The organism is Ferruginivarius sediminum (assembly GCF_003344765.1).
Taxonomy (GTDB): Bacteria; Pseudomonadota; Alphaproteobacteria; order Kiloniellales; family Rhodovibrionaceae; genus Ferruginivarius; species Ferruginivarius sediminum.
The window spans coordinates 204,156-219,514 of record NZ_QPMH01000006.1 but is presented as its reverse complement, the minus strand read 5'-3'; the positions used below and the strand labels follow the sequence as shown (position 1 = coordinate 219,514).

General features: G+C 67.7%; 11 protein-coding genes. 10 read left to right on the top strand and 1 reads right to left on the bottom strand.

Annotation, left to right across the window (positions count from 1 at the left end; all coding sequences use genetic code 11):
• Positions 1-107 precede the first annotated feature (107 nt).
• The 6 genes from DRB17_RS08965 to DRB17_RS08940 all read left to right on the top strand — a co-directional run bounded on the left by DRB17_RS08965 (position 108) and on the right by DRB17_RS08940 (position 7,232).
• The gene (locus DRB17_RS08965) at positions 108-1,313 is read left to right on the top strand and encodes an acyl-CoA dehydrogenase family protein (protein ID WP_114581860.1); all 1,206 of its coding nucleotides are present in this window, start codon (positions 108-110) and stop codon (positions 1,311-1,313) included.
• Between the two features lie 66 nt (positions 1,314-1,379).
• Positions 1,380-1,832, top strand: a complete 453-nt coding sequence (locus DRB17_RS08960) for a MaoC family dehydratase N-terminal domain-containing protein (protein WP_114581859.1) — start codon at positions 1,380-1,382, stop codon at positions 1,830-1,832.
• Between the two features lie 40 nt (positions 1,833-1,872).
• A complete protein-coding gene (locus tag DRB17_RS08955; protein WP_114581858.1) occupies positions 1,873-3,471 on the top strand; it encodes a rhodanese-like domain-containing protein in 1,599 nt (532 codons plus the stop codon).
• A 96-nt stretch (positions 3,472-3,567) separates the two neighbouring features.
• Positions 3,568-5,052, top strand: a complete 1,485-nt coding sequence (locus tag DRB17_RS08950; protein ID WP_114581857.1) for a hydroxymethylglutaryl-CoA synthase family protein — start codon at positions 3,568-3,570, stop codon at positions 5,050-5,052.
• Positions 5,053-5,056: 4 nt separating this feature from the next.
• Entirely contained in the window at positions 5,057-6,259 is a 1,203-nt protein-coding gene (locus DRB17_RS08945) for an acetyl-CoA acetyltransferase (protein WP_114581856.1), read from the top strand.
• A gap of 67 nt (positions 6,260-6,326) precedes the next feature.
• Positions 6,327-7,232, top strand: a complete 906-nt coding sequence (locus DRB17_RS08940; RefSeq protein WP_161958759.1) for an SDR family NAD(P)-dependent oxidoreductase — start codon at positions 6,327-6,329, stop codon at positions 7,230-7,232.
• Positions 7,233-7,253: 21 nt separating this feature from the next.
• On the opposite strand, the gene DRB17_RS08935 is transcribed toward DRB17_RS08940, so the two are convergent.
• Positions 7,254-8,636: an aminotransferase-like domain-containing protein gene (locus tag DRB17_RS08935; protein WP_114581854.1), complete on the bottom strand. Its 1,383-nt coding sequence runs from the start codon at positions 8,634-8,636 to the stop codon at positions 7,254-7,256.
• 386 nt (positions 8,637-9,022) lie between these two features.
• Between DRB17_RS08935 and DRB17_RS08930 the strand changes: the two genes are divergently transcribed.
• From DRB17_RS08930 to DRB17_RS08915, 4 genes are read left to right on the top strand one after another with little or no spacing between them, the layout of a single operon-like run.
• Positions 9,023-10,648 carry a class I adenylate-forming enzyme family protein gene (locus DRB17_RS08930; protein ID WP_147274864.1) on the top strand — a complete coding sequence of 542 codons (1,626 nt, stop codon included), beginning with the start codon at positions 9,023-9,025 and terminating at the stop codon, positions 10,646-10,648.
• 39 nt (positions 10,649-10,687) lie between these two features.
• The gene (locus DRB17_RS08925) at positions 10,688-12,334 is read left to right on the top strand and encodes a class I adenylate-forming enzyme family protein (protein ID WP_114581852.1); all 1,647 of its coding nucleotides are present in this window, start codon (positions 10,688-10,690) and stop codon (positions 12,332-12,334) included.
• Complete coding sequence (locus tag DRB17_RS08920) at positions 12,331-13,920, top strand: class I adenylate-forming enzyme family protein (RefSeq protein ID WP_114581851.1); 1,590 nt, start codon at positions 12,331-12,333, stop codon at positions 13,918-13,920. The genes DRB17_RS08925 and DRB17_RS08920 overlap by 4 nt, the downstream gene beginning before the upstream one ends.
• 44 nt (positions 13,921-13,964) lie before the next feature.
• On the top strand, positions 13,965-15,338 hold the full coding sequence (locus tag DRB17_RS08915; protein ID WP_147274863.1) for a hypothetical protein: 1,374 nt from the start codon (positions 13,965-13,967) through the stop codon (positions 15,336-15,338).
• The last annotated feature ends 21 nt before the right edge of the window (positions 15,339-15,359 follow it).

The window sequence follows — 15,359 nt, the reverse complement described above, 5'->3', positions numbered from 1 at the left end:
CAACAATGTGTGCATCAACAAGGTCACAATAGGCGACACAATAAGCGGGTAGACCGCGCACATTCACCGGGGCGCCCGGTCCGCCGGGGCTGCGCCGGCGGCTGGGAATGCTGTTCCGCTGCGCGCGCCACGCGGGCTACCGATGGAAGGGGACGACGATGGACTTTCAGTTGAGCGACCGGCAACGGGAACTGATGGACGCGGCGCGCGAGGTCTACCGGCGCAAGCTGGAGCCTCTCGTTTCCGACGACAGCGTGGAAGGCGTGCACGCGCTGCGCTGGACGATGGCCGAGCAGGGCCTGCTTGGCCTCAACATGCCGGAGGCGTACGGCGGCGTCGGCCTGCCCCTGCTGGACACGCTGCTGATCATCCAGACGCTCCAGTCCTGCGCGCCGATCCTGGGCGGCCTTGCCCATCGGACATCGACCGGGGCGGTCGGCGCCATCGCCGAATATGGCACGGAGGACCAGCGTCAGCGATTCGTGGCGCCGCTGTGCCGGGGCGAGATCGGCATCTCCATAGGCATCACCGAGCCGGAAGCCGGCTCCGCCGCCACGGCGATGAAGACCCGCGCCCGGGTGGAGGGCGACAAGGTCATCCTGAACGGCAGCAAGCAGTTCGTCAGCTTCGTCAACTACAACCAGTATACGGTGGTCTATTGCCGTTTCGGCAACACCGGCCGCGCGCGGGACATCGGCGCGGTGATCGTGCCGCACGACGCGCCGGGGTTCAGCCACTCCAACGGCACCCTTAACATGGCCGACGAGCTGCTGTTCGAGTTGTACTTCGACGACTGCGAGGTGCCGCGCGAGAACGTGCTGCTGGATGGCGAGGCTTTCGGGAAGCTGATCAGCGTCTATAACGCCGAGCGCCTGGGCAGCGTCTCGCGCATGCTGGGCTCGGCGGAGGCGGCCTACGACTACGCGCTCGCCTATTCTCAGGAGCGCCGGCAGTTCAACCGCGAGATCTGCGACTTTCAGGGCATCCAGTGGATGCTGGCGGACATGCGCGTCAAGCTGGACGCGGCAAAGCTCCTGACCTACCGCGCGGCGGCGAATGCCAGCGCGACGGGGTTGCCGGTTCCGGCCGAAACCTCCATCGCCAAGGTTTTCACGGCCCAGGCCGCAAAGGAGATCTGCGACGACGCCATCCAGATCCTGGGCGCCAACGGCTACACCAAGGAGTACCCGCTGGCTCACCGCTATGCCGAGGTGCGTGGCGGATCGATCTATGGCGGCACGCTTCAGATCCACAAGAACATGATTGCGGCCGCCATCCTCGACCGGCGGATCAGTCAGTGGAAGAAGGACTGACCGCCCGCCGCCGTGCCATCCGTCATTCTCGAAGAAACAGGCCAGCCGAAAGACAGGACATACCAAATGGAGATTGACCGCTCCCTGATCGGCTCCGTTGGCGAGCCTTTCACCGTCGAGGTGGAAAAGGGCGCCATCGCCAAGTTCGCGGCCGCGATCGGCGACCCCAACCCGGTGTTCCACGATTTGGAAGAGGCCAGGGCGCAGGGCTATCCGGGCATCATCGCGCCGCCGACCTTTCCGGTCAGCTTCAACCCGCCGGAAGAGCCGGTCTGGACGCGCGACCTGGACCGGCGCCGGATCCTGGCCGGGGAGCAGTCCTTCCACTACGAGCGCCCGATCGTCGCCGGCGACGTGCTGACCTGCCGCACGCACTTCATCGACGTGCAGGACAAGGAGGGGCGCTCCGGGCGCATGGAACTGCTGCTGCAGGAGGTGCGGGGCAGGGACGGCGACGGGGCGTTGGTGTTCACCCATCGCAAGACCACGATCTACCGGGCCGCCAAGGGGCGCGGATGATCCCGCCGTGTTCGACCCCAACCGCCGGAACGCAGCCAGTATGAAGACCATGACCGCCGATGCCCTGGCGGCCGGATTGCACCGGCCGGACGGTGCCTGGCCTTATCGCGGCTGGGCACTATTCGACGTGCGCGAGCAGGGCGAGGCGGAACGCGGCCACATTCCCTCGGCGACGCCATTGCCCCGGCGGCTGATCGAGTTCCGCCTGCCGGAGCTTGTGCCCGCGAAACGGACCCGGATCGTCGTTTACGATTCCGGAAAGGCGGACGACCGCCGGGCCGTGCTGGCCGCCAGGACCATGCGTTTGCACGGCTACGAGGGGGCTTGCGTGCTTGCCGGTGGCCTGGAGGCCTGGCGCGCAATCGGCGAGCGGGTCTTCGAAGGTGTCAACGTTCCCTGCAAGGAGTTCGGCGAGCGCGTCCTTGCCGAGGACGGCGTGCCGTATGTGGACGCCGACGCTTTGAACGCCCGGCTGGCGGATGGAAAGTGTCTTGCGGTCTGCGATGTCCGCACGCTGGAGGAATACGAAACCGGGCACGTGCCCGGCGGCTACAGCACGCCCGGCTTCGAGCTGGCATTGCGCCTGGGCGATTTCGGCGAGGCGAACGAGGGCATCGTCGTCAACTGCGCCGGGCGGACGCGGTCGATCATCGCGACGGCGACGCTGCGCCAGCTTGGCGCCAGGAACGTCTGGGCGCTGGAGAACGGGACGATGGGCTGGCGCCTTGCCGGCCGGAAGCTCGAAAGCGGCTCGCCGCCGGCGTTGCCCGCTGAAAGTCCCGAAGGGCGGCGCGTAGTCCGAAGCGAGGCCGCCAGCCTGGCCCGCGCCGAGGGCGCACGCCGTATCGCAGCCGACGAACTGGCGGAATTATGCGACGGCCTCTCGGAGCGGAATGGCTACATCTTCGACGTGCGTTCGCTCGTGGACTTCCGTGCCGGCCATATTCCGGGCGCCGTTGCGCTGCCCGGCGGGCAGGCGGTTCAGCGCGCCGACGATTTCGCGGCCGTGCCGGGCGCGCCTGTCGTGTTCGTCGACGATGGCGACGCGCGGGCCTGGCTGGCGGCATACTGGTATGGGCGGATGGGCTTCCCCGATGTCCGGGTGCTCGATGGCGGCGTGTCCGCCTGGTCGGCATCGGGACGCGAGTTGGAGGAAGGGCGCGGGCGCGCGGACCCGCTGGGGTTCGAGGTCGCCCGGCGGCGGGTCAAGCAGATCGAGGCCACTGCCCTGGCCGCCCACCTGAAGGGGCGGGTCTCACCGGTCCTGCTGGATGTTGGGACGAGCCGGCATTACGCCGCCGGCCATATCGCCGACGCCCACTGGGTTCCACGTGGCTGGCTGGAGGCGCGCGCCGGGGCGCACGGCGGCCATGACACGCCTGTCGTCGTGACCGCCGCGGATCCGAGGCAGGCCCTTCTGGCGGCCGCGACGCTGCTGGACCTTGGCTACGTCGATGTCCGTGCGCTCAAGGGTGGCAACCCGGCGTGGAAATCGGCTGGCCTGCCCCTGGAAACCGGCCTGCCCGAGGGGTGCGAGGATCCCGGCGATGTCGTGGAGCCGCCGTACCACAAGGGCCGGGACGGCATGCTGCGCTACCTGGAATGGGAGACGCGCCTGGGGCGGAAGTATGCGCAATAGTTTCAGTCACTCATCATCGTTTCCGTCGAGGATTAGCGAGGCGGCAGCGCAGGATGGCGGCCATCCGCCCCGGCGCAGGCCGAAGGAGGAGAGGGCATGATCGGATTGACGGCTTTCGGGGCCTATATCCCGCGGCTGCGGCTGTCACGGCGTAGCATCGTCGACGCGCACCGCTGGAACCAGCCGGGCCTGGCGCGTCTTGGCAAGGGCGAGCGCGCGATGTGCAACTGGGACGAGGATAGCCTGACGATGGCGGTTGAGGCCGCGCGCGATTGCCTCGAAGGGATGCGCGACAGCGCCGTTCCGGCGGTTTATCTGGGCTCGACCACCTTGCCCTTCGAGGACCGGCAGAATGCAGGCATCCTGGGCGCGGCGCTGGGCCTGGGCGAAGATGTGCGCACCGCCGACGTGACCTCCTCGCAGCGGGCCGGGACCTCGGCGCTGATGGCCGCGCTGGAAGCCGCGCGCGGCGGCGAGGGCGGCAGCCTCGTCGTAGCCTCGGACCAGCGGCGGACGAAGGCCGGCGCGGCGCAGGAACTGCAGTTCGGCGACGGCGCGGCGGCGTTCACCGTGGGGCGCGAGGGCGTCGTTGCCCGGCTGCTTGGCATGCACACCCTCAGCGTCGATTTCGTCGACCACTATCGCGGCGCCAACCGCGAATTCGACTACAACTGGGAAGAACGCTGGATCCGCGACGAGGGCTTCCTGAAGATCGTGCCGCGCGCGATCTCCAAGGCACTGGCGGACGCCGGCGTCGAGGCGGAACGGGTCAGCCGCCTGATCCTCTCTTCCACCCTGCCGCGCGCGGCGGAGAAGGTGGCCGGCAGCCTGGGCATCCCCGCCGACCGCCTGGCCGATTCCCTGCACGCCGGTGTCGGCGAGGCCGGCACCGCCCATCCCCCGCTGATGCTTGTGCAGGCGCTGGAAACGGCGGGGCCGGGCGAAGTGCTCGTCGTGGCGTCCTTCGGCCAGGGTTGCGACGTCCTGGTCTTCGAGACGACCGAGGCGATTGCCGAGCTTCCGCAAAGGCGCGGCGTCCAGGGCTCGCTCGCCAGGCGGCGGGAGGAGTCGAACTACAACAAGTTCCTGGCGTTTAACGGTTTGATCGAGCGCGAAAAAGGCATGCGCGCCGAGGTCGACAACCAGACGGCGCTGACGCAGCTCTATCGCCGCCGCGAGATGCTGCTGGGCCTGGTGGGCGGCACCTGCGATGTCTGCGGGACCCGGCAGTTCCCGAAAAGCCGCGTCTGCGTCAACCCGAACTGCAACGCGATGAACAGCCAGAGCGAATTCCGCTTCTCGGAGGTGCCGGCCCGGATCGTCACCTGGTCCGCGGACCATCTGACCTACTGCCCGGACCCGCCGCTGCACTACGGCATGGTGCAGTTCGACGGCGGCGGGCGCATCTTCGCCAACTTCACCGACGTCGATGTCGGAAGCGTCGAGGTCGGCCAGCGCATGCGGATGATGTTCCGGGTGAAGGACTACGACGACCAGCGCGGTTTCCGCCGCTATTTCTGGAAGGCCGCGCCCGAGTTCGCGCCGCAGGCGGCGGCTTCGGCTTCGGCAGCAGGGGAGTAGAGCCATGGCAAGCGGAATCAAGGACAAGGTGGCGATTCTCGGCATGGGGTGCTCGAACTTCGGCGAGCGCTGGGACTGCGATCCCGAGGATCTGATGGTCGAGGCCTTCGAGGAATGCTTGGGCGACGCCGGCATCGAGACGCGGCAGATCGAGGCGGCGTGGCTCGCCACCGCCATCGAGGAGATTCACGTCGGCAAGGGCGGCTTGCCGCTGTCCTTCGGCCTGCGGCTGCCGTACATCCCGGTGACGCGGGTGGAGAACTTCTGCGCCAGCGGTTCGGAAGCGCTGCGCGGTGCGGTCTACGCGGTGGCCTCGGGCGCGTGCGACGTCGCGCTGGCGCTTGGCGTGGAGAAGTTGAAGGACACCGGCTACGGCGGCTTGCCGCAGCGCAGCCGCGGCGTGCTGAACTCGATGTGGTGGGCGAACTACTCCGCCCCCGGCGCGTTCGCGCAGCTTGCGGCGGCCTATCGCGCCAAGCACGGCATCGCGGTCGACGAACTGAAGCGCGCGATGGCGCATGTCTCGGTGAAGAGCCACGAGAACGGCGCCAAGAACCCGAAGGCGCATCTGCGAAACCGGATCACGGAAGAAAAGGTCCTGGATGCCCCGATGGTGGCCGAGCCGCTGGGCATCTTCGATTGCTGCGGGGTGAGCGACGGGGCGGCCTGCGCCATCGTCACCACGCCGGAGATCGCGAAGAGCCTCGGCAAGACGGATCTCGTCACGGTGAAGGCCCTGCAGCTTTCCGTCTCCAACGGCGTCGAATCCGGGTACAGCTCGTGGGACGGCAGTCACTTCATGACCGCGCGGATCGCCAGCCGGAAAGCCTATGAAGAGGCGGGCATCAAGGACCCGCGCGCCGAGATCAGCCTGGCCGAGGTGCACGACTGCTTTTCCATCACCGAGCTGGTGACGATGGAAGACCTGCACCTTTCCCCGGAAGGCGGCGGCGTCAAGGACGTGCTGGACGGCTTCTACGACGCCGACGGCGGATTGCCCTGCCAGATCGACGGGGGCCTCAAGTGTTTCGGGCACCCCATCGGCGCGTCGGGGCTGCGGATGCTGTACGAGATGTACCTGCAGCTTCAGGGCCGGGCCGGCGACCGGCAGGTGAAGGATCCGAAGTTCGGCCTCACACATAACCTCGGCGGCGCGCCGCATCAGAACGTCTGCTCCGTCGCGATTGTTGGCTCCTACGACGGCTGAACGGCCGCGTGCGGATACGCGGCGTCGGAACGTAGCCAAGGCACAAGAGGAGGGGATCTTGGAGGGAATGCTGCAAGACAAGGTCGTGGTCGTCACCGGCGCCGGGCGCGGGATCGGCCGCGCCATCGCCATGCAGATGGCGGCCGAGGGGGCAAAGGTCGTGGTGAACGACCTCGGCTCCTCTGCCGGGGGCGAGGGCACCGACGTCGGGCCGGCTCAGGCGGTGGTCGAGGAGATCCGCGAGGCTGGCGGCGAGGCTGTTGCCAGCACCCATAGCGTCGCGTCATGGGACGACGCGCATGCCATGATCCAGACGGCGCTGGACGCCTGGGGGCGCATCGACGGTGTGGTGAACAACGCCGGAATCCTGCGCGACACCATTTTCCATAAGATGTCGGAAGCGGACTTCGATTCCGTCATCGCCGTTCATTTGAAAGGCAGCTTCAACGTCTCCCGCGCGGCCGCGTCACATTTCCGTAAGCAGGAAAGCGGCGCGATGGTGCATATGACCTCGAACTCCGGCCTGATCGGGAACTTCGGACAGGCGAACTACGCGGCGGCGAAGATGGGCATCGTCGGTCTGTCGAAGTCCATCGCGCTGGATATGAAACGCTTCAACGTCCGCTCGAACTGCATCTCGCCGACGGCCTGGAGCCGCCTGACCGGCTCGATCCCCGAGACGGCGGAAGGCGCCGAAGAGCGGTTGCAGAAGATCAAGTCGATGAGCCCCGACAAGGTGGCCCCGCTCGCGGCCTCCCTCATCAGCGACGCTGCCGCCGGCATCAGCGGGCAGATCTTCGCGGTGCGCCGCAACGAGATCTTCCTGTTCTCGCAGAACCGGCCGATCCGCTCGGTCCACCGCGCGGAGGGGTGGACGCCGCGGGCAGTGGCCGAACAGGCATTTCCCGCTTTCGCGCCAAGCCTCTACGCACTTGAGCGTTCCGCCGACGTCTTCGCCTGGGACCCGATCTAGGCGGTATTTGCAGCCCCGCCGCTACACGACCGGCGGCCGGGGCTGCGGGCGGTCGCGCATCATTCGGGTCAGCGTCTCTATCCCACTTTCCAGCATGCCTTCCTTCTGTCCCGGATTGATGGAGATGCGCACGCCGCGCGCGGGTACCGCGTCGCCGACCGTGAAGTTATCGGCGGGGACGAGCGACAGTCCCTCGCGCCGCGTCGCCTCGTCGAAGCCGGCGGCGGTCCAGTGTTCGGGCAGGTTCACCCAGATGAAGAAGGCGGCTGGGTGGCTTGCCGCGTCCCAGCCCTTCAGACCGCGCAGTGCCGCCGTATGGCGCTTTTTCAGTTCCGCCAGGTTGTTGCGCGCGATCTCGTCGGCCGTGCCGCTTGAGATCATCACCGACGCGACTTCCATGGTCAGCGGCGAAGCTGCAAGGGTCAGGCCGTGCAGGGTGTTCGACATGCGCTCCACCAAGCGGGCGGGCGTCGCGATGAAGGCGACGCGGAAGGCGGGGCTGATGCTTTTTGACAGGCTGGTGATGTAGATCGTCCGCTCGGGCGCGAAATGGGCGATCGGGAGCGGGCGGTCCGTCAGCGCGCTGACGCCGGCATCGTCCTCGATCAGGATAAGCTCGTGCCGGCGCGCGATATCGGCGATGCGGCGGCGCCGTTCTTCCGGCATCACGGCCGCGGTCGGATTGTGCACGGTCGGCTGGAGATAGAGAATCCGCCCGCCGGTTTCGGCGATCGCAGCTTCCAGCCTCTCGGGGACGATGCCCTGCTCGTCGATCGCCACGCCGGCGAGCGGCAGGTTGAGCAGCGCACCCAGCGATTTGACGCCGGAGTATGTCAGCGTCTCCGTCAGGATCGTCTCGCCGGGCGTGGCAAGCGCGGCAAGGGAAAGCTGTATCGCCTGCTGCGCGCCGCCGCAGACGATGATGCGCTCGGGCGGGACGTCGAGGCCGGTGCGCCGGATCCAGGTCGCGCCGGCGGTGCGGTGGCTGAGGAAGCCGGCGGCCGGCGGGTACTTGTGAATCGGCAGCAGGACGGCCCGCTCCGCCACCTCGGCCAGGGCGGAAGACAGGGCTTCCGACAGTCCCTCGACGGGCGAGCGGTAACAGGCGAAGTCGATGGTTCCGGGCATCCGCTCGGGCAGGAAGTTCGGTCGCTCGTCGTTGTCGGCGATGTCGCGGACGAAGGTGCCGCGCCCGACCTCGCCGGTGACCAGTTGCCGCTTTTTCACGATGTTGTACGCCCGGCCCACCGTCCCGACGGTCACGTTGAGCTGTTCCGCCAGATCGCGCTGCGGGGGAAGTTGGGCACCGGCGCCCAGTTCGCCGCTGTCGATGGCCTCGGCGATCGCGCTTGCGAGCGCGAGATAGCGGGGTCCGTCGATCTTCGAAATGTCAGGTACCCACATGACCCGTCTCCTCCCCGGACTGCGACCTTGTATCGTCTAATTGCCGCAATATTGTGCTATCGTTCATGGTCACATTGACATAAAGTTGGTTGGGAAACATAATAACAATATGTCGCACCAACCGAATGCATGCGCGCCGGACGCGACGCTCCGGAGGCTTCACCGTACCGGGGCGGTCACTGGGAGCCGCGGTCCGGCCTGACGCGCAGGCTCGGGGTCTGCGACCTCCTGGGCGAGCAATGGTGACAATTTATGCGGGCGGTACCGTGTGCGCAATGGGGAAACGATAACAATGTCTGCGAAATCGTTGCCAATCGACGCGTGAACGGGTGTTGCAAGGTGCGTGCGTCGCGGGTGGACGGGTCACGCGGCGGCGGGGGGAGAATGTGAACGACTTCAAGGGCAAGACCTACGCCGAAGCCCTCGAATTGCTTGCGGAGCGGTACGGCGAAACCGAGGCGCTGGTCTTCGGCGAGCAGCGCTACACCTTCCGCGACATCAAGGCGGAGGCGGACCGTGCATCGCGCAGGCTGCTTCGCATGGGCTGCCGCCCGGGCGACAAGGTGGCCCTCTGGCTGCCGAACCGGCCCGAGTTCCTGTGGGTGTGGCTCGGCGCATCGCAGGCCGGGCTGGTCACGGTGATGCTGAACACGCGGCTGAAGCGGGACGAGGCCGCCTATCAACTCAAGCAGTCCGACAGCCGTGCTGTGGTTGTGCCCGGAGAAGGGGGGTTCCGGGACTTCCTGGAGGATATTGCCGCGCTTTCGCCGGTCGTGGCCGGGGGAAGCGCCGGCGGCGAACTGCCGATGCTGGAACGCGTGATCGCCTGCGACCCGCCGGGTGCGGATTATCCGGGTGCCCTCACGTGGGACCGTCTCGACGAGGCGCCGGCCGATGGCGGGATGTATGCCCGCGACCCGGATGCGCCTGCCCTGATCGTCTACAGCTCGGGCACCACGGCGCTGCCCAAGGGCGCCATGCTGACGCACGCGGTCTGGCGCAAAGCCTTCGATCACGGCGAACGTTTCCGGCAGTCCGCCGACGACCGGCTATACCTGTGCGTGCCGCTGTTCTCCATCCTGGCCAATGTGAACGGCGCGCTCACCTTCTGGTCGCGGGGCTCCTGCGTCGTCCTCGATGAGCGTTTCGAGGCGGAGAGGGCCCTGGCCGCGATCGAGCGGGAGCGTTGCACGGCGGTCTACCTGCTGCCGCTGATGATCGACCGGCTGCTCGCCTATGACGGTTTCGAGGCTTTCGACCTGTCCTCCCTGCGGACCGGCATCGTGGTCAGCAGCAACCCTGACCACCAGTCGCTGGCGGCAGAGAAGCTGGGCCTGCGCGATCTCGTCACCAGCTATGGCATGACGGAGACGTCAAGCGCCGTCACGCGGACATGGTGGAGCGATCCGCTGGAAGTGCGCACCACCACGCACGGCAAGCCGCTTCCCAATATCGAAGTGCGCGTGGCCGAGCCCGATACCGACGCGCCGCTGCCGCCGGGCGAGGTCGGGGAGATCCAGGTGCGCGGCTACAACGTCATGGCTGGCTATTACAACAAGCCGGCTGAAACGGCGCGGGCCTTCACGCAGGACGGCTGGTACCGGACGGGCGACCTTGGCGAGATGCTGCCCGACGGCGCGTTGCGTTACCTCCGCCGCCATGGCGACGGCTTCAAGTACAAGGGCTTCAACGTGTCCACCGCCGAAGTCGAGGCGGCCATCCGCTGCCACGATGGGGTGCGGGAAGCCGCCGTCGTGGGGCTGCCGGCGGGCGCCGCGGGCGAGGTGGGCGGCGCGTTCGTCGTTCCCGAGCCCGGCGAGACGCTTTCCGCCGAGGAGCTTATGGACGCGCTGAGCGCGCAGCTCGCTTCGTTCAAACTGCCGGCGCACGTGTTCTTTCTCGATGCACTCCCGAAAACCGCCGGAACCGACAAGGTCCAGAAGTACCGCCTGAAGGAATTCGCCCTGGCCGAGCTGGCGGCGCGCGGCTGCCAGCCGGACACGGGCGCCTGACGGATCGCGGTCAAGAATACGAGTACGAGGAGACAATCCGTGGAGAATCCCTTTAAGCGCAGCACTTACGCCGAGGCCATCGGGGCATTGGCCGAGCGCTTCGGGCCGCGCACCGCCCTGGTGTTCCGCGAAGAACGCTACAGCTTCGCCGACCTGAAGCGCGAGGCGGACAAGGCCTCGGCCCGTCTTGCGGGCCTGGGGCTGAAGCCGGGCGACAAGATCGCCATCCTGATGCCGAACCGTCCCGAGTTCCTTTGGTACTGGCTGGGCGCGGCGCAGTTGGGCTTGGTTGCCGTCATGCTGAACACTCGCCTGCGGCGCGACGAGATCGCATATCAGCTGGCGCAGTCGGACAGCCGCGCCGTTGTCGTTCCGGGCGCCGGCGCGTTCCGGGACTTCATCGCCGAGCTGGCCGAACTGGCGCCCGCCGTGCGAAGCGGCACGCCCGGCCAGCTTGCCAGCGAGGCGCTGCCGGAACTGCGCTGGGTCATTGCCTGCGACCCGCCGGAAGCCGGGTATGCGGGGGTCACGGACTGGTCCGGGAAAGCCCAGGCGGGCCTGCCGTTTCCCGAAATGGCCGATGACCCGGATCAGCCCGCCATCATCGCTTACAGCTCGGGCACGACCGCGCTGCCGAAAGGGGCGATGATCACCCACTGCGTTTGGCGCAAGGCCTGGGATATCGGCATTCGCGTCGATCTTGACGAGGACGACTGCCTTTACATGTCGATACCGCTTTTCGGTTCGATGGCGACGATGAACGGCGTCATGCCGTACTGGGCGCGCGGGGCCAAGGTGGTCCTTGGCGAGCAGTTCGACGCCGGTCATTGCCTGAAGGCGATCGAGCAGGAACGCGTCACCGGCATGCACGTGCTGCCGCCCATCATGCGGCAGATTCTGGCGCATCCGGACTTCGGCGTTCGGGACATCTCCTCGTGGCGTATCTCCTACACCCTGAGTATCGACCCGGACGTGCTGAACACCATCGCGGACGTCATCGGTGTGCCGGCGGTGATGACCGGCTATGGCATGACCGAGACGACGACAGTGGTGACGCGCAACCGCTGGGACGACCCGCGCGAAATCCGGCACGCAACACAGGGCTGGGCGCTTCCCGACATCGAGATCAGGATCGTCGATCCCGAAGGCCTGAAGGACCTTGCGGCCGGGGAGACCGGCGAAATCTGGGTACGCGGATACTGCGTCATGGCCGGCTACTACAAGAAGCCGGAGGAGACCGCGCGCATGATCACCGACGACGGTTGGCTGCGCACCGGCGACCTGGGCACCATGGACGCGACGGGGCGGGTCACCCTGGTCGGGCGCCTCGGGGACACCTACAAGTCGCGCGGCTTCAACGTTGCCCCGGCGGAGGTGGAGCACGTGCTGCAGAACCATCCGGCGGTCCATTCCTGCGCCATCGTCGGCATCCCGGATGAGCGTCACGGTGCCGTGGGCGTGGCGTTCGTGGTGGCGGAAGGGGCGCGCCCGACCGAGGACGAGATCCTGCGCTTCCTGGCGCCCAAGGTCGCCAGCTACAAGATGCCGGAGCACGTGCTTGTCGTGGACGAGCTTCCCCTGACATCGGGGACGGGGAAGGTGCAGAAGTTCAAGCTGCGCGAACAGGCGGAGGAGCGCCTTGGCCGGACCGGCGCCCCGAAAACGCAGGGGGCGCGGAGCGCATGAACCCCTTCGTCGGCAAGACCTATGCCGAATCGATTGCCTACATTGCCGAGCGTCACGGCGGCCGCACGGCCCTGATCTTCGAGGGGCGGCACCATACCTTCGCAGACATCAAGCGCGAGGCCGATGCCGCGTCCCGCAAGCTGGCCGCGCTGGGCCTGCAGCCGGGCGACACGATCGCATTGTGGTGCCCCAACCGGCCCGAGTTCGCCTGGGTCTGGCTCGGCGCCTCGGAGATGGGACTGGTGACGGTCATCCTGAACACGCGGCTGAAGCGCGAGGAATTCGTCTACCAGATCGCTCAGTCGGACAGCCGCGCGGTCGTCGTTCCCGGTCCGGGCGCGTTCCGCGATTTCCTGGGCGAACTGGCTGATGTGCCGCCGGATCGCTTCCCTCGTCTACGCCACGTGATCGCGCTGGATTCGCCGGGACCCGACCGGCCGGAAGCGCTCGACTGGACGGCGTTGCCAGATGACGGCCCCTTGCCGGCGATGGAGCGCGATCCCGGCAAGCCCGCGCTGATCGCCTACAGCTCGGGCACGACGGCGCAGCCGAAGGGCGCGGTGCTGTCGCACTGCATCTGGCGCAAGGCTTATGACGGCGGAACCTATCTCGACCTCGGTCCCGACGAGCGGCTTTTCCTGAGCGTCCCTCTGTTCGGCGTCCTCGGTTGCCTGAACGGTCTGCTGACGTTCTGGGCGCACGGAGCCAGCATCGTGCTGGAGCAGAGGTTCGAGGCGGATAGCTGCATTCGCGCGCTGCGCGACCTGCGATGCACGCAGATCCATCTGCTCCCCTCCATGCTGGACCGCTTGAGCGCGCATCCCGAGTTCGATCCGGCGGCGTTTCCGCAACTGCGCGGGGGCGTCATCCTCAGCAGCGACCCAGCCGTCATGGAGCGCGCGACCCGCGAACTCGACGCGCCCGGCTTCATCACCGGCTATGGGCTGACCGAATCCACGGGTCTCGTCGCCCGCTGCCGCTGGGACCAGCCGTTGGCGGTGCGCACGGCCTGTCAGGGCTGGCCGCTGCCGGATTGTCATCTGCGCATCGTCGATCCGGAGAGCGGCCAGGACATGCCCGCCGGAGAGCCGGGCGAGATATGGATTGGCGGCTATTCGGTCATGCTGGGCTACTACAACAAGCCGGAGGAGACAGCGCGCGCCATCACGCCCGATGGCTGGCTGCGCTCCGGCGACATGGGCTATCTGCGGGAGGACGGCGCGGTCGTGTTCCTGCGGCGGCTGAAGGACGGGTACAAGCACAAGGGCTTCAACGTCTCGACGCCCGAGGTGGAGGCGGCGATCCAACAGCATCCGGGTGTGGCCGCGGCCGCCGTCGTCGGCGTGCCGGACCCGGAAGCGGGCGAGATCGGCGTCGCCTACGTCATGCCGACGGAGGACAGCGACCTCGACGAAGCGGACGTCCTGGGCTTCCTCAAGGACCGGCTTTCGTCCTTCAAGCTGCCGGCCCACGTTTTCGTCGTTGAATCCTTCCCGCTGACGTCCGGGACCGGCAAGGTGCAGAAGTTCAAGCTGCGCGAGGACGCGATTGGGCGCCTTCGGCGGGAAGCGCCGGCGGCGGGATGAAGGATGCCTCCGTCAGTGCTCCGGCCGCCGCGGCCCGGCCCTTGATGCCCGAGTCTCCGGCCGGGTGGTTGTCGGCTGCGGTCTTCCTGATCAGCGCCGCCAGCGCGACCGTCGGCATCCTGGGCGACGTGGTGGAGGCGACCTATGCGGCCGCCGGCCTGATGTGGCTGTATCTGGCCCTCGAAGCGCCGCGGATACCGGCAACCCAGCGCCTGATCGCCCTGGCCCTGATGCTGGTCGGCGGTGGACTGGCCTGGTACGGCGGGCGGCCGGGGCAGGCCTTTCTCGACGCCTCCGACGGCGCGTTGCTGTTCTTGGTCCTGTTTGGCGCGGTGACTTTCATTCAGTATCCGGCGTTGCGCAGTCCGTCGATGCACCACGCGCGCCAGATGATCCTGCAGCAGCCGCCGGGCCGGCGCTACCTGGCGGTTTCGGCCGCGGCGCACTGCCTGGGTGCGCTGGTGAACTTCGCCGCGATGACGCTGCTGGCGACCTTCCTGCATCAGGCGCTGGAAACCGACGTTCGCCGTCGCATGGGGGCCGCCATGTGCCGCGGGTTCGCCATCGCCGCCACATGGTCGCCGTTCTTCGTCAGCATGGCCGTCATCCTCAGCGTCATGCCCGACCTGAACTGGTCGGACATTGCTCTGCCCGGCTTTCCGCTTGGCCTGCTGGTGCTGGCCTATGGCTGGCTGTTCGACAGGGCAACGCGCGGGCGCCGCGCCAAGCCGCGCGCGAACGCGCAGGCGGCCGAGGCAGTCCGCCCGGCTGCGTTCGGCCGGCTGGCGGTCCTGGCCGTCATGCTGGTCGCGCTTGTCCTGGCCGTGGCCGAGGGCGGCTCGATGCCGATGCCGCTCGCCATCTTCCTGGTCGTGCCGGGCTTCTCGCTGGCATGGCTGCTCGTGCTGCGGAAGTACGAGGCGGCGGGCGACGGCTCCGTTCCGGGTTTTACCGAACACATCCGCGCGGGCCTGCCCGGCCTGCGCGGCGAAGTGCTACTCTTCCTGGCCGCGAACGTGCTGGGTCAGGGTATCGCAAGCGCCGTCGACCCCGGAACGGTTGAAGGCGCCATGCAGGCCGCCGGTCTGACCGGCCCGGCGGCGATCTTCGCCTTGCTGATCGGCATGCTGGCGTGTGCCGCGATGGCGATCCATCCGCTTGTGCTGATCGTCGTCCTGGCACATGTTCTCGACCCGCAGCGCCTTGGCCTGACGCAGCAGAGCCTGGCCCTGATCATGGCCTGCTTCTGGGGCCTGGGGGCGGTGCTGTCGCCGGCCTCGGGACTCACGTTGTTCATGGCACGGACCCTGGGCGAGCCGCAGTGGCGTGTGGCCTGGGTCCGCAACGGCGCCTATTCGGCGCTGGGCGCGCTTGTCTGCGGCGCCTACGTGTCGATCTTCAACGCCTTCTTCGCATGATGCGCGCGCCCGGACCGGAAA

What these genes read in the sequence shown, in the direction of transcription:
- DRB17_RS08960 (WP_114581859.1), top strand. Translation starts at nt 1,380, where the DNA reads ATGGAGATTGACCGCTCCCTGATCGGCTCCGTTGGCGAGCCTTTCACC.
- DRB17_RS08935 (WP_114581854.1), bottom strand. Translation starts at nt 8,636, where the DNA reads ATGTGGGTACCTGACATTTCGAAGATCGACGGACCCCGCTATCTCGCG.
- DRB17_RS08955 (WP_114581858.1), top strand. Translation starts at nt 1,873, where the DNA reads ATGAAGACCATGACCGCCGATGCCCTGGCGGCCGGATTGCACCGGCCG.
- DRB17_RS08915 (WP_147274863.1), top strand. Translation starts at nt 13,965, where the DNA reads ATGCCCGAGTCTCCGGCCGGGTGGTTGTCGGCTGCGGTCTTCCTGATC.
- DRB17_RS08920 (WP_114581851.1), top strand. Translation starts at nt 12,331, where the DNA reads ATGAACCCCTTCGTCGGCAAGACCTATGCCGAATCGATTGCCTACATT.
- DRB17_RS08950 (WP_114581857.1), top strand. Translation starts at nt 3,568, where the DNA reads ATGATCGGATTGACGGCTTTCGGGGCCTATATCCCGCGGCTGCGGCTG.
- DRB17_RS08940 (WP_161958759.1), top strand. Translation starts at nt 6,327, where the DNA reads ATGCTGCAAGACAAGGTCGTGGTCGTCACCGGCGCCGGGCGCGGGATC.
- DRB17_RS08945 (WP_114581856.1), top strand. Translation starts at nt 5,057, where the DNA reads ATGGCAAGCGGAATCAAGGACAAGGTGGCGATTCTCGGCATGGGGTGC.
- DRB17_RS08965 (WP_114581860.1), top strand. Translation starts at nt 108, where the DNA reads ATGCTGTTCCGCTGCGCGCGCCACGCGGGCTACCGATGGAAGGGGACG.